Source organism: Pontibacter sp. MBLB2868 (assembly GCF_051904785.1).
GTDB lineage: Bacteria > Bacteroidota > Bacteroidia > Cytophagales > Hymenobacteraceae > Pontibacter.
This window is the reverse complement of record NZ_CP196710.1, coordinates 881,763-903,581: the sequence shown is the minus strand read 5'-3', so window position 1 is coordinate 903,581 and position 21,819 is coordinate 881,763. Positions and strand designations below refer to the sequence as shown.

Below are 21,819 nucleotides of genomic sequence, written 5' to 3'. Positions count from 1 at the left end.
ATGGCTTATCGCCCGATAAAACTACAGTTCAGAAAGAAGGGGTAAACGGGAGACACATCCACTAAAGCCTGTGCCTCAGGAATCTATATTTTACTTATCGAGAACAAACACAAAAAGGTTCTTTTTAACATCAATAAAATGCCACGCACTACTTTTTAGGAAATGCGTGGCATTTTATGCTGCAAAGGCAGGTGCTGCAGCGCTTACTTCACTTCAAAAGAGTTTTCGTTTATCCCCAGCTTGTTCCGGGAATGGAGCTCTACCGGAAAACCCCATAAATACTGGATATGCTCCAGCGTGGACAGGGTGCTGTCGGCATCCAGGCGGCGGTCTTTCTGGATGTAGTGTGTCAGGGATAGCTTACTTGTCTGGTGCAGGTCTACTTTTGTTACCTGTATGTTAGGCACATGAAACGAGCGGTCGTACTGGTGGCTGAGTTGTTCGCGCACCTTTCTATAGCCCCGTTCGTTGTGGATAGCCCCTATCTCATACTCGTCCTCGTCCTCATCGTCCAGGATGGTAAACAGTTTCATATCGCGGATAACCTTCGGAGACAGGTACTGCAGAATAAAGCTGTCGTCGCGGAAGTTTTCCATCACGTAATGCACCTGCTCCAGCCAGTCTTTGCCCACCAGGTCCGGGAACCACTGCCTGTCCTCGGCGGTAGGCTCCTGGCACATGCGCTTGATGTCCATGAAAATATTAAAGCCCAAGGTATAAGGGTTTAATCCTGAATAGAACTTGCTGTTGTACTCGGGCTGGTAGAGCACGCCGCTATGGCTCTTTATAAATTCCAGCATAAAGCCATCGTTCACGTAGCCTTCATCAAACATTTTATTGATGATGTGGTAGTGTGTAAAAGTGGCAAAACCCTCGTTCATGACCTTGGTTGCGCCCTGCGGGTAAAAATACTGCGCCACCTTGCGCACGATCCGGATGATCTCCCTCTTCCAGACCGGTAAGGTTGGCGCATACTTTTCTATGAAATACAGGATGTTCTCTTCAGGCTCTTTCGGAAATTTGTGCTCTTCCCCTGTCAGTGCCTCCGGCATTTCGGGGGCGTTTGGAAGCGTACGCCAGATCTCGTTATAGTTTTCCCTTCTAATGTGGGTAAGCTTCTTCAGCCTTTCGTTCTCTTCACGGGCCGATAGCCGGGAGGGCTTTTTATACTTGTCAACGCCATGGTTCATCAGGGCATGGGCGGCATCGAGTACCCGCTCCACCTCCTCTTCGCCATACTCTTCCTCGCACTTAAGTATAAAATCGCGCGCAAACACCATGTAGTCTACAATAGACTCCGCAGAGGTCCAGTCCAGGAACATGTAGTTATTGGCAAAAAAGGCATTATGGCCCTGGCAGGCATGGGCAATCACCAGCAGCATCATGCAGGTAGAATTGTTTTCCATGTTATAGCTGATGCAGGGGTTAGAGTTGATCACCAGCTCATAGGACAGCCCCATGCGGCCCTTGGTATAGTTGTTCTGGTTCAGCACAAAGTCCTTCCCGAATTTCCAGTGCGGGTAAGACGTTGGCAAACCGGTCAGGGCATAAGCATCCAGCATCTGCTCCGAGGTCACGACCTCTATCTGGTTCGGATAGGTCTTCAGTTTCAGGTACTCCCGGCCTATCCTGCTGATCACCTCATCTGCTGCCTCCAGCGTTTCGTAGCCCCAGTTGGGATCACAAAACATCGCTCTGTATTTTTCTTTATCTGTCATTTGCTAATGATTTAAGATTCAGGTAGCCAGAACTGATCATGCCGCAAGTTTAGCATCAGCGCAACTTGCGGCTGTACATGATGTCAGTTTATAACTGACTACCTTAAACCACCCGTTACCGCTGCGCTAAAACTGGCGGTATAGGTGTAACCTGTCTCTACAGGGCATAATTCAGACTCCGGCAGTCTCGCTTCTTTTCCTGAAAAGCCCCTGGAATACAGGCCATATCTCATACACTTCATACACCTGCCTTATCGAGAAGTCTTCGTCGTTGCTGATCCTGTTATAGGCCTGCCAGAGATCGCTTTCCCTTGACCTGTTACTTATCTCCAGGTAGGCCATGTATTGGATGGCCGGTAAGATCGTTTCCTGCACCAGGTTCTTACACTCTACAGCATCCTGTTTCGACCACACGTCACCGTCCGATGCCTGGCAGCAGTACACGTTCCAGCTTTCATCGTAACGCTCACGCATGATCTTATCCATTAATTTCAGGGAAGGGGCAACTACCGTACCGCCGCTTTCCCGGGAGTGGAAGAATTCTTCCTCGTCCACCTCCTTGGCTTCGGTATGGTGCCGGATAAAAACCAGCTCCACATTCTTGTATTGCCGGGTCAGGAAGATGTACAGCAGTGTGAAGAACCGTTTGGCAATATCTTTCTCATGCATCCCCATGGAGGCAGACACGTCCATGATGCAGAACATCACGGCAGAGGTTATTGGCACGGGCACACGCTCAAAGTTGTTGTAGCGCAGGTCAATGTCCTCGAAGAAAGGTACCGTACCTGCCTGCCGTTTTACTTTTTCTATCTCCTCCTGCAGGGTTGTTTTTTCAGCTTTATTTTTAGTGGTCTTCAGCTGCTCCTCCAGGGCCTGCAGCTTTTTATCGAATACGCCTTTGAGTGCCAGGCGGCGGCCCAGGGATTGCTGGTAGCTTGTTTTTACATTTAAGCGTGAGGGCACACTGTCCTTAGTATAGCCAGCACGTTTCATCTCAAAGTTTTCCGTGCTGTCCATCAGCTTCTTCACCATATTGGGCAGGGCCAGGTCATCGAAGAAGTACTTCAGAAATTCTTCCCTCGAGAGAACCACGGTAAACTCATCTTCCGTAGTTCCGGGGCTGTTAGATCCTTTCCCCCTGCCTTTGCCACCGCCCTCCTTCGGCTTAGGCACCCGGTCGCCTTCGTTAAACCGGTCGTTGCCCGGCTTCACGATCTGCTTTTTTCCGGTTTTAGGGTCATGATGAAAAGAGGGTTCATCCAGTCCGCGAACAGGCACTTTCACGCTGCCGCCCTTCTTGCTGTCAGTAATGCTTTCCTGGCTGATTATGTCCGGTATGGCCTTTTTGATCTGGCTTTCCACCCGCTTCAGGAATTTCTGCCTGTTGCCGGTAGATTTACCCTTATCATTTTTTCTCCTGTCAATTATATGGCTCATGGCAAGTGTGGAATTTTGAATGCATGTATAACCGGATCCCGGATCAACCCTAGGCCATTGTTTTTCTAACGCGCATAAACCAGTCTACAAGTATTCTGATCTGCTTGTTGGTATAGCCCCTCTCCTTCATCCTGCGGGTGAAGTCCTTATGTTTCTTCTCGTCTTCGGCATTCGATTTGGCATTAAAGGAAACTACCGGCAGCAGGTCTTCGGTATTGGTGAAGATCTTCTTCTCGATCACGTTCTTGATCTTCTCGTAAGAGTCCCATCTCGGATTTTCGCCGCCATGGTTGGCCTTGTAGCGTAGCGTAAAGTTGGTTACCTCGGCCCGGAAATCTTTCGGATTAGCGATACCGGCAGGCTTCTCTATCTTTTCCAGCTCTGCATTTAAAATACTCCTGTCGAAGATCTCACCTGAGTCCGGATCGCGGTAGTCGTTGTTCTGCATCCAGTGGTCGGCATAGATCACATACTTCTCAAAAATGTTCTGGCCATAAGAGCTGTAGGATTCGATATAGGCTTTCTGTATCTCATCGGCAATGAACTCGGCATACTTGCTGGCCAGCACCGATTTGATCAGGTGCAGGTACTTGGTTTCTGTTTCAGGCGGCAGCATCATTTTTATCACCTCCTGCTCCAGCACATATAGTAAGTGTACCGGGTTAGCGGCGATCTCCTCGCTGTCGAAGTTAAAGACCTTAGAAAGTATCTTAAAGGCAAACCGGGTAGAGATACCCTGCATTCCCTCGTTTATACCGGCATCATCGCGGTACTCCTGTATCGACTTGGCATTGGGATCCGTGTCTTTCAGGGTTTCGCCGTTGTACACGCGCATCTTAGAGTAAATGGTGGAGTTCTCCGGCTCCTTTAACCGTGACATGACAGAGAATTCGGCCAGCAGCTCAATGGTTTTCGGGGCGCAGGGCGCATCTTTCAGGGAGCTTTCTCGGATAAGCTTCTCGTATATCTTTATCTCTTCGCTCACGCGCAGGCAGTAAGGCACCTGCACTTTGTAGATACGGTCCAGGAAGGCCTCGTTCTTTTTATCGTTCAGGAACTTTGCCCACTCCGACTCATTGGAGTGCGCCAGGATAATGCCATCAAACGGGATGGCCCCTATGGGCTCGGTACCTTTGTAGTTCTTTTCCTGGGTGGCGGTCAGCAATGGGTTCAGCACTTTGATAGGCGCCTTAAACATCTCCACAAACTCCAGCAGGCCCTGGTTGGCAAGGCAAAGGCCGCCAGTGTAGGAGTATGCATCCGGGTCGCTTTGCTGGTAATCGGCCAGCTTGCGGATATCTACTTTGCCCACCAGTGTCGAAATGTCCTGGTTGTTCTCATCGCCGGGCTCCGTTTTGGATATGGCGATCTGCTCTTGTATGGATGGGAACAGCCGGATCACTTTAAAGCGGTTGATGTCACCGTCGAATTCGCGCAGCCTTTTAGAGGCCCAGGGGCTCATACAGCTTGGCACATACCGGGACGGAATGCTGTATTCTTCCTCCAGCTCATCGGTATAATCGGCAAACAGCCCTAGCGGGCTCTCAAATACCGGGCTTACCTCATCCCCGGCCTTCAGCACATAGATCGGGTTCTGCTGCATCAGGTGCTTCAGTTTTTCTGCCAGCGAGCTCTTGCCTCCGCCAACAGGCCCCATCAGGTACAGTATCTGCTTTTTCTCTTCCAGGCCCTGCGCAGAGTGCCGGAAGTAAGACACGATCTGTTCGATGGTGCTCTCCATGCCATAGAACTCTTTAAAGGCAGGATAGATCTTGATCTTCTTGTTAGAGAAGATGCGGCTTAACACCGGGTCCTGTCGGGTGTCCAGGATCTCTGGCTCTCCGATGGCATCCAGGATCCTTTCAGCAGGCTTGGCATACACTTTCGGATCTTTTTTACATTCCTCGAGATAGGCAGCAACTGTCATCTCGTTCATTGAGGCGCTGTAATTGGTCTTAATTTTTTCTAAAATGTTCATATCAGGTCTGGCTTTACAACATTGTCAGAATCACTTTTAGAGCAAAAAGCAGTACTTCAACTTAAATGTCTTAAAATTTAACTACTGCCAAGCTTTCGGTCTGATCATTAGAGATATGGTAAGTCTTTAAACGTTTAATTTTAATTTTAATAACAAAAAACTCGCTTTTTTCTTGTGTTATACTTTAACAACAAATGTTTTTGTGTTAGTGTTTTTAACTCTCATGCCTTTTAATAGTCCTTTATAAGTAAGAGCTAAAGCAAAAGTTTTAACAAGCATAGCGAAGTATAATGAAACAGCTTTTTCTTAAATTATCGCTCTAAAAACGCAACACATACACCCTATGTTATTAATTACACAAGGTATAACGCTGTCTGCTTTCCGAAACAAGGCGGGAACAGCGCCAACCTTTTGGCTGCAGATGGCTATTATTACTAGAAACAGATATTTGTTTTTATAGATTCAAAATTGATTATATTTTATAATAAAAAGTTCATATCGATTTGCATTCACACACCCGGCTTTACTTGTTGAGCCGGATAAGCCATACCTGATATGTTATACCTGTACCTGCTATGTTTTTAAAATAATCTTGTACCTTTAGATAAACCATAAACCTAAAACCCATGGCAAAGTCACAGGACGCGAAAAAGGACGTTAAGAAAAAGCCAGCTAAAACCGCGAAGGAGAAGCAGGCCGCTAAACAGGAAAAGAAAAAAAATAGCTACGATTAAAGCATCTTAACCCGGAAGTGCGGCACATATAAAAACCGTATGTTCCCAGCAAAAGCAGCAAACCACCACGTTTGCTGCTTTTGATTTTCTGGGCCAGGATGTCCGCTACTTATCTATTAATTCCTATATTTACACCCGACAACATAACCACGCAAACGTATGGATACAATAATAAAGCACGCACACTCTTACATGGCCTACCTGGTACTTCTGGGAGTACTGATAAGCCTGGTGATTGCGCTGGCCGGCTTATTTGGTAATAAGCTGTTTACAGACAAGGACAGAAAACTAAGTTTACTTGGCCTGATCCCGACGCACCTGCAATGGGTGATCGGGGTTATTTTATACTTCACTTCGCCGCTAGGGGCCGATAGCTTATCAGGCGCCGCGATGAAAGACCCGGTTACCAGGCTTTATGTGCTGGAACACCCGCTCACGATGATCATTGCTGTGATATTAATTACCATTGGCTATGCCCGTGCCAAGCGCATGATCGGGGAAAACAAAGGCTTTAAGAACATCGCCATATTTTACGGCCTTGCCCTGCTCCTGATACTCATCCGTATTCCTTGGAACGCCTGGCCAGGCGGCAGTAACTAAAAAAGCATAAAAAAACCTCTTAACCCGTTAAGAGGTTTTTTTATGCCCGTACCCCTCTGCCTCTCTGTAGCGCAGGGTCGTTTCAGTTTACCAAAGCAATATCAAAAATTACTATCGTGCTGGTAAACACATACAACCAGCTACCAGGCTGCTGGCAGGGCAACAAAACGGGAAATGAAAAGTACGTTGCTCCACCTCAAAAACACCTTTATTCACAAGCCGCTGTGAATAAATAAAACTAATATATTTAGCTTTTATTATTCTTTTCTCCGTATTTGCTAAATATAATAGCAAAACAAAGAATTAAGCAGCTATATGTACAGCACAAAAGTAATTCCCATCCGTTCGCGGCTTTTAGAGACTTATAGCATTACAGATTTGCCGGGCGTAGAAATTCCGGTCTATGCCTCCTACGTCTCGGCAGGCTTCCCGTCCCCTGCCGACGATTACCTGGAAGACAGAATAGACCTGAGCAAGTACCTTATCCAGAACCCTACGTCCACGTTTATGATGCGGGTAAAGGGCAACTCCATGATGGATGCCCAGATAAATGACGGTGACATGCTGGTGATAGACAAAGCGCTGAAGCCTGCCGATGGCTATCCGGTGGTTTGTTTCCTGGACGGGGAGTTTACCGTGAAGACGTTTAAACTGACCGATGGCAAAGCGTACCTGGTACCGGCCAACCCCGCCTATAAAGCCATCGAGATAACCGATGAGATGGACATGCGGGTATGGGGCGTGGTAGTATGGATACTGCATAAACCCACAAAACAATGACGACACTCTACGCCCTCTGCGACTGCAATAACTTTTATGCCTCCTGTGAGCGCGTGTTTAACCCTGCCCTGAACGGCAGGCCTGTGGTGGTGCTCTCGAACAACGATGGCTGCGTGATTGCCCGGAGCAACGAAGCCAAAGCATTGGGCATACCTATGGGAGAGCCTTTCTTTAAGATCCGTACATTGGCGGAAACCGGCCAGCTGCATGTGTTTTCGTCAAACTACGTGCTCTACGGCGACATGTCGGACAGGGTAATGCAGACACTCGCGCAGTTTACCCCGAATGTGGAAGTATACTCTATAGATGAGTGTTTCCTGGACCTGGGCAACTTCTACAACAAAGATCTGCTCTCGTATGGCTGGGAGATAAAGCAAACCGTGCAGCGCTGGACGGGTATTCCGGTGAGCCTGGGGGTAGCCCCCACAAAAGCCCTCGCCAAGATTGCCAACAGGCTGGCCAAAAAGTCGGATAAGGCAAAGGGCGTTCTGGTGCTCACAGACCCGCACCATATCCGGAAAGCGCTGGAAGCAACAAAAATAGAAGATGTATGGGGCATTGGCGGACGCTATGCTAAATTTCTGAAAAAGCACCAGGTATTTACTGCCCTCGACTTTGCCAACCTGTCGGAGAGCTGGGTACGGAAGCATCTGACTGTGGTAGGCGTCAGGCTGTTAAAGGAGTTGCGTGGGGAATCCTGCCTGGAACTGGAAGAGGTGGCTCCGCCCAAAAAAGGCATCTGCACCTCCAGGAGCTTTGGTAAACGGGTAAGCACTTTTAACGACGTACAAGAGGCCACCGCCTCCTATGCCGCCAAATGCGCCCGCAAACTGAGGGCCCAGAAAAGCTGTGCCAGGCTTGTTACGGTATTTGTCACGACCAATACCTTCTCCGAAAACGACAGGCAGTATTATAACAGCAAAACCCTTTGTATGCCCGTTGCCACCAACTCCGACCTGGAGCTGATCCACTATACCAACCTTGCCCTCAAAGCTATTTACAAGGACGGTTACTTTTATAAAAAGTCGGGGGTGATCGTAACGGAGATCATACCGGAAAACCAGGTGCAGCTCGGCCTCCTGGATACCGTGGACAGGCAGAAGCACCGGAAACTGATGTCTACCCTCGACGGCCTCACCAACAGGTTTGGCAGAAGCGCGGTAAAAGTGGCCACCCAAGGTGTAGATGGCTCCTGGCAATTAAAGAGCGAGTATAAATCACCCAGCTATACTACCCGGATCAGCGAACTTCAAACAGTAAACATCAGCTAGCCCCGTGGCTGTGATCCTCACTGCTCTTTTTTCTCCATCGGAGGGCTGATCATGATGTGGGCGCCGTGGGTGCCGGGGTACATGATCCAGGGCATGCCTGCAGCATCTGGCTTCAGGGGTAAGCCGGTGCTTTCCGAAGTGGCATATGGTATGTAGACCACATAGCGCAGGTAGCCATCCTTCACTTCGCCGGTAGCCTGGTTATAGTTCTCGTCAGAGGCCGTGTAAACGAAAAGCGACGTGGCCTGCCCCGGCATCTGCAGCTTGCCGCTCTTCACCTCCGCCTCCCGTGTATCAAAGATCTCTTTTGACATTTTCCCCTGCTTTTTCAGCTCCCGGCCCCGGGCCATAAATGGCTCCAGGTCTTTATGGTAGCAGGCCGCAGAAAAGCCTTTCAGGTTTGGGTCATCCGCCAGGCATATCATCTCGTTGGTGCCTTTCCGCAACAGTACCAGCTCCCCCTTCTCGTTAAACCCATACACAGCAGCCCCTTCTCGCTTGTCGGTTGGGGCAGCCAGTACAGCTGCCTTGATCTGTGCTTCAGGAGTCGGCACCGAAGTCTGGGCCTGAACATGCAGCGCCGTAAAGGCGAAGAACAAAATAACAAAGATGTTTTTCATAAAAAGATCGCTAAACTACACACACATTTACATGCTTTATACATGGCATTTTACCTTATACGGAAATAAGTTTAAAGGTGGGTTTTATAGCGATATGAGAGATTTCGGGGATAAAAAGTATGGCCATCCCGAAATGATCCAGGCCACTGAATCAAAACTACCAGGCAACCGGGGCAGGCCAGTTCTATAGTTCCCCGAAATACTGAACTAACCGGGTTATGCGCATGATAAGAGGGAATTTAAAGCAGTAAACGCTTGTGAGACCTGCTATACTTGTGTGACTTTCGTCACTGTATCTGGCTTAACTATAATCTACCTTTGCAGGTATAAACCCCTGAGAAGTTCGTAATGTAAACAGTATCAGGAGGTACATTCTAATACTATAACATATCATCATATGAAAATAAAACAATTTGAGGACAAAGGTCTGTCGCATTATGCATATGCCATACTGAGTGAGGATACAGGAGAAATTGTATTAGTAGATCCTGCCCGCGATCCACAGCTATACTATGATTTTGCAAAGGAAAACAACGCCACTATTGTAGGCGTGATAGAAACACACCCGCATGCTGACTTTGTAAGCTCACACCTGGAAATACACCAAACAACAGGAGCCACTATTTATGCCCACAGCACGGTAGGCGCTGACTACCCGTACAAGGCTTTTGACGAAGGCGAAGTACTGCAGGTAGGAGATATAAAACTGAAGTCGCTGCACACGCCCGGGCACTCACCGGATGGTATCAGCATTCTGCTGGAGCATGAAGGCAAAGACAAAGCCGTATTTACCGGCGACACCCTGTTTATCGGGGATGTAGGCCGCCCGGACCTGCGCGAGAGCGCCGGAAATATTACCGCAAAGCGTGAGGAGTTGGCCCGTGAGATGTACCACAGTACGCGCGATAAACTGATGAAGCTGAACGACGACGTGCTCGTGTACCCGGCCCACGGTGCCGGAACACTTTGCGGTAAAGCCCTGAGCGAAGCGAACAGCAGCACCATCGGGGCGGAAAAGAATGGGAATTATGCGCTGCAGAAAATGAGCGAGGAGGAGTTTGTAAAACTTATCACAGAAGAGCAGCCTTTTATACCTAAGTATTTCGGGTATGATGTGGCACTCAATAAAAAAGGTGCCCCTGCTTATAAGCCAAGCATAAAAGGCGTTAAAAAACTGGACAAGAACTACACACCTGAAAAGGGTAGCATTATAGTAGATACCCGTCCACAGGAGGTATTCAAAAAAGGGCATTTGGAAGGAGCCATCAACATTCAGGAAGGCGGCAAATTTGAAACCTGGCTGGGCAGCATTGTAGGGCCTGATGAGCAGTTTTACCTGATCGCTGCAGATGAGCAGCAACTGGATACGGTGATCTCAAAAGCAGCCAAAATTGGGTATGAGGCGCTGATAAAAGGTGCATTTGTAATGGATAGTGCCGCTGAGGTAAGATCTCCGGAAATTGACCTGCAGGATTTCAAACAACACCAGGACAAGTATACCATAGTTGATATCCGGAACAAGTCAGAGGTTAAAGATCAGAAACTCTTTGAGAACGCTATCAACATTCCGTTACCTGAGTTACGCGAACGGGCAGACGAGATACCTGCCGATAAACCTGTGGTGGTGCATTGTGCCGGTGGGTATCGTTCCGCAGCAGGCAGCAGTATAGTAGAGTCGGCTTTACCTGAAGCAAAAGTATTTGACCTGAGTGAAGCTATTAATGACTTTAAGTAAGGTCTTTTTAGGCTGAACTTGCAGGCCAGTGCAGGAAGTATAGCTCCTGCACTGGTTTTGTTTTTTTAACATGTATATTTAAGTATCACTTTCTACCGCACAATGGACACTATTGACCAAGAAAAACTACATAAAATCTTCCCGCAGTTCGAAGAACCACTGTTAAAAGAGATATTGAGCCAAAGCACTATCAAACACCTCGATGATAGCGAAGAAGCGATGCGGACCGGGCAGTATATAAAGTCAACTATTCTTCTTTTAGACGGACTGTTAAAAGTATACCGCGAAGATGACGAGGGCAATGAGTTCCTGATGTATTATTTAGAGCCTGGCAATGCCTGTGCTATGTCTATGATGTGTACTGCCCGCGACGAAAAGAGCCAGATAATGGCTAAAGCCGTTAATTCTGCTGAGGTGTTGCTCATCCCCTCTCATTTATCGGAAGAGTTACTTAAAAAGTATAACAGCTGGCACAGCTTCGTGATTGCCTCTTACCGCCAGCGTTTCGAAGAACTTTTACAGACCCTGGACAGCATTGCGTTTAAAGGACTGGATGAAAGGCTGTTGTTTTACCTGAAGCGTCATGTAAAAGTAAGTGGCAAAGAGATCAGGTTATCCCATCAGCAGATAGCCTATGAGTTGAACAGCTCCCGCGAAGTAATCTCACGGCTACTCAAAAAGCTGGAGCAAACAGGCGCTATTACCCTGCACCGAAACTACATAGAAGTGCATGACCTGGACATTCTGGATTAATCAGGAATAAGAGACAGGTGCAGATCTAATCCTGAAGCATCTCTACCTTATGATCTCAGATTCCCAATTGAATTTATCGAGTGTGACAACAGTCACAGTAACCCGATCATTCAGCACCTACCTTTGTATTATAAATAATTAGGAAGTACAAAATGGAAATACTTGGATACTTTGCAGCCTTATTGATCGGCCTTTCTTTAGGATTGACCGGAAGTGGAGGCTCTATACTTACAGTGCCTATACTAGTGTACCTGATGCGCCTCAGCCCGGTCATTTCAACAGCCTATTCTTTGTTTATCGTTGGTATAACCAGCCTCGTTGGCAGTGTTAAGTTTTACAGAAAAGACCTGGTGAGCTTTAACACAGCGATGATATTTGGTGCCCCTTCGCTTATTACCGTTTTTCTTACGCGTACCTTTCTTGTGCCTGCCATACCCGATCATATAGTGAACATTTTCGGGTTTGACCTGACAAAGAACATATTGCTGATGGTACTGTTTGCTATCCTGATGGTAGCGGCCTCTTTCAGCATGATCCGTAAGACCTCGCTAAAGCCGGATGCCGAGGAAGATGAAGCGCACCGAATTCATTATGCAGCCGTCATGATACAAGGCACTTTAGTAGGGCTTGTATCCGGGCTGGTAGGTGCCGGAGGCGGTTTTCTGATCATACCGGCGTTGGTACTGTTTACCGGGCTGGATATGAAGCTGGCTGTAGGAACTTCGCTTTTCATTATTGCGGCTAACTCTCTGATAGGCTTTTTAGGCGATATCTTCCACTACAATATAGACTGGACCTTCCTGCTAACCTTCTCCTCGCTTTCTGTGGCTGGCATTTATATCGGAACAGCGCTTTCAAGCAAAATACAGGGCGAAAAACTAAAAAAAGGGTTTGGCTGGTTTGTACTTGCCATGGGTGTCTACATCCTTACAAGAGAAATTTTATTCGCTTAAGCCCAGGGTGACCTTTGTCACAGACATTGGCTTAGTAACTACCGATATTTGTAGTGTTATCAGGAGATAATGACACGACAATAAAAGAATAAAAAGCACATACCATGAAAGTAGAACAAATATATACCGGTTGCCTTGCACAAGGCGCATATTACATCGAGAGCAATGGTGAAGCTGCCATTATTGACCCGCTTCGGGAGGTGAAACCATACATAGAGCAAGCCGAGAAGAACGGCGCAAAGATCAAGTATGTACTGGAGACGCACTTCCACGCAGACTTCGTTTCTGGCCACGTGGACCTGGCAAAGGCCACAGGTGCTCAGATCGTGTTCGGACCTAATGCCAAGACCACTTTTGACGCCTACATTGCCGAAGACGGTGAAGAACTTACGGTAGGTGATCTTACAATTAAGGTGCTACACACGCCGGGCCATACCATGGAGTCAACCAGCTATTTGCTGAAAGACGAGCAGGGTAAAGACTACGCCATATTCACCGGCGACACCTTGTTTATCGGTGACGTTGGCCGTCCGGACCTGGCCGTGAAATCGGATCTGACGCAGGAGCAGCTGGCAGTGCATTTATTTAACTCGCTTCGCAACAAGATCATGCCGCTTGCTGACGATGTGATCGTTTACCCGGCACATGGTGCTGGCTCTGCCTGTGGCAAAAACATGAGCAAGGAGACCTCTGACACGCTTGGCAACCAGAAAGCTACCAATTACGCTCTGCGTGCCGACATGACGGTAGAGGAGTTTGTGAAAGAAGTAACAGCCGGCCTGGCTCCGCCTCCAGGCTACTTCCCGCTCAATGTAAAGATGAACAAGGAAGGCTACGCCAACATTGACGAGGTGATGCAACAGGGGCTGCAGGCTTTATCGCCTGAGGCTTTTGAAGCCGCCGTGAATGAAACTGGCGCGTTGGTACTGGATACCCGCAAGCCGGAGGAGTTTGCAAAGGGCTTTATCCCGAACGCCATCAACATCGGGATAGATGGCAACTTTGCCCCATGGGTAGGTGCCCTGATCCCGGACATTGCGCAGCCCATTCTATTTGTAGCGGAGGAAGGCCGTGAAGAAGAAGTAGTAACCCGACTGGCCCGCGTGGGATACGACCATGCGATCGGTTATCTGAAAGGCGGCTTTACAAGCTGGAAAGATTCAGGCAAGGAAGTTGACACGATCAGTTCGATCACGGCAGATGAGTTTGCTGCTGTGTATGGCCAGGATAAGGACATAAAGGTAGTAGATGTGCGTAAGCCGGGTGAGTTCCAGGCGGAACACGTGGAAACAGCCGAAAATGCGCCGCTAGACTTCCTGAACGACTACCTGGCAGCGTTACCGAAGAACGAAAACATGTACCTGCATTGCGCCGGCGGCTACCGCTCCATGATCGCTGCCTCTATTCTAAAGGCAAGAGGCTTTGAGAAAGTGGTGAATGTGGAAGGCGGTTTTAAAGCTATTGCTGAAACAGCAGTGCCTAAAACGGCTTTCGTTTGCCCTTCTACCCTGCAGTAAATCATATCTTGAGAGTTAAATCATCCGCCTGTCCCCTTTTGAAGGGGGCAGGCGGATGTCTTTCTTAACAAGAGCAACACAAGATTCAGAACCCCTTTCAATATTTTCATCATTTCCGCTTTACGTGACCTAAGTCACTGAACGGGGTCTGCGAAATGCGGATCTTTGTAGTGTTAAAGTGTTAAAGAACCATCTAAAGAAATAAAGTCATGTTTAATATATTTAAATCAACTCCAAAGAATTATTCTGACCTTGACGGAAAGGCTTTTAAAGCAGCGTTTGAGAAGGCGCCTAAGGCTGAATTGCTGGATGTGCGCACCGCTGGTGAGTTTGCCTCTGGCACTATTCCCGGTGCAAAAAACCTGGATTTTCTATCCGGCCAGTTTCAGGCTGCTTTAAACCAGCTCGACAAAGACAAAGAGTATTACGTATTCTGCCGCAGCGGCAACCGCAGTGGTTCCGCCTGCAAGCTACTAGCTGATCAGGGGTATAAAGCACATAACCTGATCGGAGGCATTGGCTCCTGGCCAAAATAATTCACCTGAACCAATCGGGTATGAACAAAACAATAAGTAACCTGTCCATACCTGCGTTAACCATAAGCACTCATTAATTTAAAATAAGTAAAATGTTAGAGCTACTTAGCCAGCCATGGCCTTGGTACACATCCGGAATATTGATCGCACTTGTTATGGTGCTCCTCCTGTTTTTCGGGAAATCGTTTGGCTTCTCGTCTAACCTTCGTGTGATATGCGCCGCCTGTGGTGCCGGTAAGCACACTAAATTCTTCGATTTCGACTGGCGCGCCCAATCCTGGAACCTGCTGTTTGTTGTGGGTGCTGTTTTGGGTGGGTGGATATCCTCTGAGTTTTTATCTAACGGCGAAGCCGTACAGATCTCACAGGCTACCATCCAGGATTTACGCGCATTAGGAATAGCAGCACCAGACAGTTTACAGCCAGATAAACTTTTCAGTTTAGAGGCCATCTTTACTGTAAAAGGCTTCCTGATCATGTTACTTGGTGGTTTTATGATCGGATTCGGGTCACGCTACGCAGGTGGTTGTACGTCGGGCCACGCCATCAGCGGTCTGTCTAACCTGCAGCTGCCGTCTTTGATTGCCGTTATCGGCTTCTTTATCGGTGGCCTGATCATGACACACCTCCTGCTGCCGTTCATTTTATAAGAGCAGCAGCGCATTAAAAGTATAACTATAAACAAGAGACAGCACTACCGTGAAAGGATTAAAATATATTATAGCCGGCATTCTGTTCGGCGTCGTGATGAGTAAGTCAGAGGCGATCTCGTGGTACAGAATTCAGGAAATGTTCCGTTTCCAGGCCTTCCACATGTATGGCATCATCGGAACAGCCGTTGTACTGGGAGTTATTGCCACTTACCTGATCAAGAAGTTTAACATGAAGGATTATCAGGGCAACCCGATCATCTTCACGCCAAAGGAAAAGTCAGTTCCGCGTTACCTGATCGGCGGTACCATCTTCGGGTTGGGTTGGGCATTGACAGGCGCCTGCCCGGGACCTATGTTCGTGAACGTGGGCTATGGTTACTGGGCCATCCTGATTGCCATCGCCGGCGCTATTCTGGGCACATACCTGTATGGCGTAGTCCGCGACAAACTGCCCCATTAAGTAACAACTAAAGCACAGAACCGATGAGCAGGTAAAGGCCATCGGTTTTGTGCTTATAGGCTGTTGCAGGAACTAAATTGGCGCAAACCTGAGAAGAAAACCACAGAAAAAACGAACTTTAATAAAATGAGTAAGAAGAAATTTTCCTTGAAAGATATTCCTGGATGGGCTATCATGCTGGCCATTTTCGGGGTGCTATACCTCACTGGCCTCCATACCGAGGTTATCGGGCAGGTGCAGCGTCTGCTGCTTGCTACTGGTATTAAAAACGCTGATCTGCCAGACGATTTGCATACAAGTAAGGCTGTAGAGATGACTGAAACAGCAAGCTTTAATACAAACACCATGGCAGGTGCCGGATTTAAAATGCAAACTCTGGACGGCCAGACGGTGAACTTCGAAAGTCTGAAAGGGAAAGTAGTGTTTATGAACATGTGGGCCACCTGGTGTCCGCCCTGTATTGCTGAGATGCCGAACATCCAAAAGCTGTACGATAAAGTAGGATCCGACAAAATTGCCTTTGTGATGCTGTCGGTAGATGAGGGAGGCCAGGAGAAAGTGAAGAAGTTTATTGATAAAAAAGGATTCACTTTTCCGGTATACATGCCTGTAGGCCAGTTACCTCAGGAGTTTTACAGCAACGCCATTCCTACTACGTTCATCATCTCCCCGGAAGGTAAGATTGTGGCAAAGCAGGAAGGTATGGCCGACTATGACAACCAGGAAGTGCGGGATTTCCTGCAGGGCATGGTAAACTAAAAATAGTGTACCATACGCAAGTGCCTTTACAGGTATATACTATAAGAAGTAAATAATTCTCGCTCTTTAGCAACGCAGGGGTGCCCGCCGGATAACTATTTAAACTTAACTTTAAAAGTATGAAACTGAAACTGATCCTTTTTGCAGCCTTTGTTCTCTTCGGAACGCAGTTAGCTCTTGCCCAGGTAAAAACCAAAGCAAAACCGGCAAACGCTGAAACAACCCAAACTATCAGGCAACACCGCGTCGTGTATGATTTGGTATCGGCAGACAGTGCGCGGCAGGGCAAGATCATGCAGCACCTGGAAAAAATGATAAACCACTGGCCTGAGGCTAAGTTAGAGGTTGTGGTGCACGGCAGTGGTCTTGAAATGCTGATGATAAATAAAGCCGCCAACGCTGGGGAACTGAAAGCACTACAAGCGAAAGGCGTGGTTTTTGCAGCCTGCGAGAATGCAATGCGTGCTCACAACGTGAAAAAAGAGCAGTTGCTGCCCGGTGTCATCACGGTTCCGATGGGCGTGGTAGAGATCATCGAAAAACAAGAAGAAGGCTATAGCTACATTAAGCTTTAAGAGGCACCTTAACTAAAGTTGTGCTCCTAATGCTGTCAACACAGATCACCGTTAGTAATCTGGCGGTTTTGAGGGGCAGTAGTACTTTTGCTTAACAAGTATAAAGACAGCCAATTAAAACTATAATTCATCCCGAAGCTGCTTTATAGGTAAGCAGCTTCGGGATTTAGATGCATCTGTCAACTCTTTACCAAAGCCTCCAAGGTAGCTAGCTAAAATACAGGCTTGGCTGAATACTTCAATAAAATAGATTGATACCTTCTTAAAATACTGCCTTACAGGAAATAAGTAGAATCAACACGAGCAATTGCCTATAACAGAAATTCTTCTTTTGTTATAGGCAATTGCTCGTGTTGATTCTATGCCTGGTATCAGTTTGATCCTTTTACAATTTTAACTGTCGCATTTGTACCTGCACTGCTCAGCTTCAGGATATAAATCCCCTGTTTTAGAACGTCAGGAGTAACTACTATATCCTGTGTGCCAAACGTAAGGTAGGTTTCCTGATGGTACACCACCTTTCCTTGCATGTCAATTATTTGTATGGTGGCCTCTCCTGCTACTTCTGCTACAACAGCAATGTTTAAACTGGAGGTAAATGGATTGGGAAACACAGTCAGGTTTGCAGCTACGCTTTCTCTGTTAACTAAAGATATGATCTTGCTATAGCTATACTTTCCTTCTGTATCTTCCTGGTAAAGGCGGTAATAAGCTTGTCCGTAGAGAGGCTTCGGATCAGTTAAAGTATATTTCCTTTGTAAACTGCTTTCATTTCCTTCGTATATGCTTCCTGCTTTCTCAAAATTCCTGCCGTCATTGCTACGCTCCACATCGAACCGGACGTTGCCGGCTACAGTGGCAGTGGCCCATTCTAAAACAGGCTTATCGTTCGTTAGCTTCGCCGTGAAATAAAGAAGTTCAACTGGCAATGGAGTAGTGTAACTGCTAGTACCGTAAAAACGCAGTGTTACAGGAAGCCTGGTCGGGAAGCCGTTTCCGTCCATCAGATCTACCATAAAAGTATAAGTACCGGGCATCAGCGCCGACGGGTTTGATACTCTTATAACTCCGGTAGCTGGATCCAGAACAGTGCCCGGCGGCAGTAATTGCCCTGAAACCAGACTAGCACTAACCACCCCATTATCCTGGTCTGTTGGCACCGCCAGCACTTCTCCGTTCTTATACTGTTCAACGTATTTGGAGGGGTAGATTTGATAATACGCCGGGCAATTAACTGTTATGGTTATGCTGGACGTGCTGCTGGTACTCGTTGTACCACAGCTGGAGGTTACAGTCCAGGTAAAAGTATAAGTACCTGAATTAAGTCCGGACACTTCTGTAGCAGGGCTGTTAGGCGATGCGATCACGACACCTGCGCCACTGGTATACCGGGTGCTGCTCAGGCGCCACACACCAGAGCCGCCCGCCGGAGGTGCGTTGCCCTGCAACGTAACTGAAAGATTCTCACCACACAACAGGTCAGATGATGCTGAAGCTGTAGACACAGCACTTGCGATAACGTCTATGGTTACTTCGTTCATCAATCTGAAATCGTTCGTGCATACACTCCCAACAGCCCTCACGGCCACGTAATATGTACCAACTCCTGCTTTTGTAAAGGGGTAAGTGCCGATGGTGATCTGTGCCCCTGTTCCGGCCACGGCATTACTGACGATACTGTTATCACTGACACGTTTTAGCTGATAAGTATACCCTAGCTGCGTAGTGCTTACTATAACCGATGCCGTTGTGTTGATACATACGGACTGGTGATCAGGCGTAACCGTTGCCGTAAGTGCAGGGCCATTTATCGTTACGGTAAACGTTGGGCCGGTAGCCGTTGCGCCACACCCCGTTATATTATCTGAAACCCGGACGGTAAATGTGCCTGAGGAAGAAATATAGCCGGTAGACAGTGAAATATTCGCCCCTGTTACACCTTGCACAGGCGTACCCACCAAATTACCTGTTTTGTCAATCAACTGATAGGTATAAGCGCTTTTAGTGCCTGAAAGCGTAGCGGAAAATGACCCTGGGCAGCTTGCACTGGCGGAAACCGGGTTAAAGGCAAGACCGGAGGTAGCAGGCAGTGGGTTAACTGTAACAGCGGTACTGCCGCCCATAGTTGTAGAACAGCCACTGCCAATTTTCATACCCACTACTGTTAGCGTAGTTGAAGCGTACAGTTTGTCAGTTGTCAGGGTGATAGCTCCGCCAGTACCCATCACCGAATTACCTGTCTGCTGGCTTCCGTTCATGATGTTGTAAAAGACATCAGCCTCAGAATACGGCAACGTGATCTGAACCACCTCGCCGCTACAGATAGAGGTATTGTTAGTGCCAATGTTGTATTTTAAGGGTTGTTTACAAACCACATTTGTGCTCACCGGCCTGCTTGGGCAGGTGTAGCCGCCCACTCTGTAAGATGCTGTCACCTGAGCGCCTGGATAAACATCGAAAGGATCGATGCCACTTACTTTCCAGTTGCCATTAGAGTCAGAAAGTACCTCCGGGTAAGCCTTGCCGTCCACATTAACCGTGATATAGTATGGAGTGGCGGTGGTGCTTGCAGGCGCAGTGCCCGCAATAAAATTCTGCCCCTCTGTTACGGTATTGATGGTAACGGTACCTGTTGGCTCTGACGATGACACCACTACATTCGAAGCTGGACTGACCAATTTATCTACTGCCTTAGCCCTGGCTGTGATCTGCACACCCGGTGCTATACCACCACCAGCCAAAGAAGACAGGTCTACAGCCCACTTCCCTCCTAAGGATACGCTACCCTTTTTGCCTGTTGCCACTCCATTGGCATATATCTCAATGACAGTACCTGCCTGCGCCGTAGAAGTACCGGAAATGTAGGAAACTAACCCGCAGTAAGGACCAACGTTAATGGCAGGAGCCTCTGTAACAGGAGTAACCACTAAAAAATTAGACGCACTTGACTGAATGGCGTCACACTCGCTGCTCGAAATTTTAGACCGGACAGAGATCAGATTTCCGGGTGTGAGAACCAGGTTGCTGATATTCATGACCCATTCGTAAGGACTGATCGAACCAGGACTCTGCACAGTAGTAACATTCGTTTGAACAACTCCATCCACCAACACCTCTATGGTTATGCCCGCGATATAACTATTTAGCTTTCCGGTTAACAGCTTCAACTGCGCCGGCACAAAGGTAGTGGTGGTCGGGTCAGTGGCGAGAACGGTGTTGTCTTTAAGTGTAACCTGCGTGATGGTAGGCTTATAATCGTTCAGGGTTCCGCTGTTACCACTCTTATAGCATATCTGGTTGGACGGTGTAGACTCGCATCCTCCTTTTGGGGTGATCGTAGCCGTATAGAGCCCTGAAGTGAGTGTTTTATCATTTGAATTAAACAGCAGGTTCCAGGTGTAAGGGAAACTGGCACCTGCCGCAGGGGTAAATTGTATCGTGTAATAAACCTGGCTCGTATTGGAGCTATGGTAAATATTGATCGTTTGGGTACCATTATAGGTAGAGGTACCTGAAATGCCTTTCAATCCGGTACCCGAAGGATTATAGATTCCGGTTATAACGGGTGGAACAACGGAAAAGCAGGCGCCTTGCAGCACGATCACCTTGTTAGAAATACCAGATGTGTTTTTGTTTGATGGGGTTACGGTAGCCGTTATTACGTCGTTAACCAGCAGCGTACCGGGTGCAACACCTGTCAGCACCCAGGTTCCGTCGGCTTTCACGACAGTTTGCCCGATCTTGGTTGTGGTAACTACTCCATTAACCGTTCTTGTGTCATAAACATCTATCACCGAGCCAGGCGCTTCTACAGAAGTACCTGATATAACTGTACTGGTTGTATAGATCGGATCATTAACAACAGGAGGAACTGCTGTCTGTTTGTCGAATTCTCCTGTTTGAATATCCACCAGGGAGGTTGGCGGAAAAGCGTTTATGATATCCAGCCATGCTTTAAAGGGATCGAAGCCATAATCTTTGAAGTTAAGGCCTGCCACATCCGAAATAGTGCCCGACAAACCACTCTGCGCACTTGAGATGGTAACTGCCGACATACGCAGCGGTGTTGAAGTTGTTATGCCCCCCTGGAAGGCTGAAAGCGGAACATAAAAATCGTAGAAGTAGTCAATATCTCCCCCTGCCCTGGATGCGGCTACTGATTTTTGAGAATACTGATCTGTTGAGCCGCTGAAAATTACCTCCTGCCCTGTTGCAGAATGCTTGATGATCTGAACACCAAAGTTAGATGCCAGTACCACCTCATACTCAAAACCCGGATTAGGAGCGCCCCCCGGAAATTGTCCGTCCGTATCGATCAGAACGCTGTAACCTTTGGATGCGGATGATTGCCCTCCCATCCTCATGCGGTACATAAAATTCTTACCGTCGAAATAAGTGGCTGCAGGTGATCCGGTATTTATGGAGGATTCTGAAGGAGCATAGTCCGTATGGCCACCGATGGTTCCTGTGTTCAGGTCCCCGAGCACTTCGTTGCTCATTGCCGGGAAATAACGATAGGGGATCTCGCTGTAAGCCGCACCTTCATCCTCCCTGGTTAAGAAGCCTGAGGCGGTTTTGGAAACATAGCCGTCTCCGTTAGGATCCAGAATGGCTTGCCCTCCATTGTTAGCGGGCTTAGTAATTAAGCCAGGGGTTTGTGCTAATGCCTGAGAAAGGCATAGAAAAAACAGCACGGTAAATAGTGTTACTGTTGTGTAAAGTGTTTTCATATAAGGGCGG

At 47.8% G+C, this 21,819-nt stretch carries 17 protein-coding genes; 12 read left to right on the top strand and 5 right to left on the bottom strand.

What is annotated here, in order from left to right; translation table 11 throughout:
- Positions 1–203: 203 nt before the first annotated feature.
- The 3 genes from ACSX1A_RS03925 to ACSX1A_RS03915 all read right to left on the bottom strand — a co-directional run bounded on the left by ACSX1A_RS03925 (position 204) and on the right by ACSX1A_RS03915 (position 5,133).
- Positions 204–1,718, bottom strand: coding sequence for a SpoVR family protein (locus ACSX1A_RS03925; protein WP_439882312.1), 1,515 nt, complete (start codon positions 1,716–1,718; stop codon positions 204–206).
- Positions 1,719–1,889: 171 nt separating this feature from the next.
- The gene (locus tag ACSX1A_RS03920; RefSeq protein ID WP_439882311.1) at positions 1,890–3,155 is read right to left on the bottom strand and encodes a YeaH/YhbH family protein; all 1,266 of its coding nucleotides are present in this window, start codon (positions 3,153–3,155) and stop codon (positions 1,890–1,892) included.
- A 49-nt stretch (positions 3,156–3,204) separates the two neighbouring features.
- Positions 3,205–5,133: a PrkA family serine protein kinase gene (locus tag ACSX1A_RS03915; RefSeq protein WP_439882310.1), complete on the bottom strand. Its 1,929-nt coding sequence runs from the start codon at positions 5,131–5,133 to the stop codon at positions 3,205–3,207.
- An 893-nt stretch (positions 5,134–6,026) separates the two neighbouring features.
- Between ACSX1A_RS03915 and ACSX1A_RS03910 the strand changes: the two genes are divergently transcribed.
- The 3 genes from ACSX1A_RS03910 (at position 6,027) to ACSX1A_RS03900 (ending at position 8,518) form a co-directional block, all read left to right on the top strand.
- Positions 6,027–6,467, top strand: a complete 441-nt coding sequence (locus ACSX1A_RS03910) for a hypothetical protein (protein ID WP_439882309.1) — start codon at positions 6,027–6,029, stop codon at positions 6,465–6,467.
- 315 nt (positions 6,468–6,782) lie between these two features.
- A complete protein-coding gene (locus tag ACSX1A_RS03905; protein ID WP_439882308.1) occupies positions 6,783–7,247 on the top strand; it encodes a LexA family protein in 465 nt (154 codons plus the stop codon).
- Entirely contained in the window at positions 7,244–8,518 is a 1,275-nt protein-coding gene (locus ACSX1A_RS03900; protein WP_439882307.1) for a Y-family DNA polymerase, read from the top strand. The genes ACSX1A_RS03905 and ACSX1A_RS03900 overlap by 4 nt, the downstream gene beginning before the upstream one ends.
- Positions 8,519–8,535: 17 nt before the next feature.
- On the opposite strand, the gene ACSX1A_RS03895 is transcribed toward ACSX1A_RS03900, so the two are convergent.
- Complete coding sequence (locus ACSX1A_RS03895) at positions 8,536–9,138, bottom strand: hypothetical protein (protein WP_439882306.1); 603 nt, start codon at positions 9,136–9,138, stop codon at positions 8,536–8,538.
- A 397-nt stretch (positions 9,139–9,535) separates the two neighbouring features.
- Here ACSX1A_RS03895 and ACSX1A_RS03890 point away from each other — a divergent pair, with 397 nt between their 5' ends.
- From ACSX1A_RS03890 to ACSX1A_RS03850, 9 genes are all read left to right on the top strand, one after another.
- Entirely contained in the window at positions 9,536–10,873 is a 1,338-nt protein-coding gene (locus ACSX1A_RS03890; RefSeq protein ID WP_439882305.1) for an MBL fold metallo-hydrolase, read from the top strand.
- A 102-nt stretch (positions 10,874–10,975) separates the two neighbouring features.
- On the top strand, positions 10,976–11,626 hold the full coding sequence (locus tag ACSX1A_RS03885) for a Crp/Fnr family transcriptional regulator (protein WP_439882304.1): 651 nt from the start codon (positions 10,976–10,978) through the stop codon (positions 11,624–11,626).
- A gap of 152 nt (positions 11,627–11,778) precedes the next feature.
- Positions 11,779–12,579: a sulfite exporter TauE/SafE family protein gene (locus tag ACSX1A_RS03880; protein WP_439882303.1), complete on the top strand. Its 801-nt coding sequence runs from the start codon at positions 11,779–11,781 to the stop codon at positions 12,577–12,579.
- A gap of 104 nt (positions 12,580–12,683) precedes the next feature.
- A complete protein-coding gene (locus ACSX1A_RS03875; protein WP_439882302.1) occupies positions 12,684–14,096 on the top strand; it encodes an MBL fold metallo-hydrolase in 1,413 nt (470 codons plus the stop codon).
- A 209-nt stretch (positions 14,097–14,305) separates the two neighbouring features.
- A complete protein-coding gene (locus ACSX1A_RS03870; protein WP_439882301.1) occupies positions 14,306–14,632 on the top strand; it encodes a rhodanese-like domain-containing protein in 327 nt (108 codons plus the stop codon).
- 92 nt (positions 14,633–14,724) lie between these two features.
- On the top strand, positions 14,725–15,282 hold the full coding sequence (locus tag ACSX1A_RS03865; protein ID WP_439882300.1) for a YeeE/YedE family protein: 558 nt from the start codon (positions 14,725–14,727) through the stop codon (positions 15,280–15,282).
- Positions 15,283–15,331: 49 nt separating this feature from the next.
- The gene (locus ACSX1A_RS03860) at positions 15,332–15,745 is read left to right on the top strand and encodes a DUF6691 family protein (protein ID WP_439882299.1); all 414 of its coding nucleotides are present in this window, start codon (positions 15,332–15,334) and stop codon (positions 15,743–15,745) included.
- Positions 15,746–15,871: 126 nt separating this feature from the next.
- Positions 15,872–16,504: a TlpA disulfide reductase family protein gene (locus ACSX1A_RS03855; RefSeq protein WP_439882298.1), complete on the top strand. Its 633-nt coding sequence runs from the start codon at positions 15,872–15,874 to the stop codon at positions 16,502–16,504.
- Between the two features lie 119 nt (positions 16,505–16,623).
- Positions 16,624–17,079 (top strand): DsrE family protein, encoded by a 456-nt coding sequence (locus ACSX1A_RS03850; RefSeq protein WP_439882297.1) that lies wholly within the window; start codon positions 16,624–16,626, stop codon positions 17,077–17,079.
- A gap of 371 nt (positions 17,080–17,450) precedes the next feature.
- Here ACSX1A_RS03850 and ACSX1A_RS03845 read toward each other — a convergent pair whose 3' ends face one another.
- Positions 17,451–21,809 (bottom strand): T9SS type A sorting domain-containing protein, encoded by a 4,359-nt coding sequence (locus ACSX1A_RS03845; protein WP_439882296.1) that lies wholly within the window; start codon positions 21,807–21,809, stop codon positions 17,451–17,453.
- Positions 21,810–21,819 lie beyond the last annotated feature (10 nt).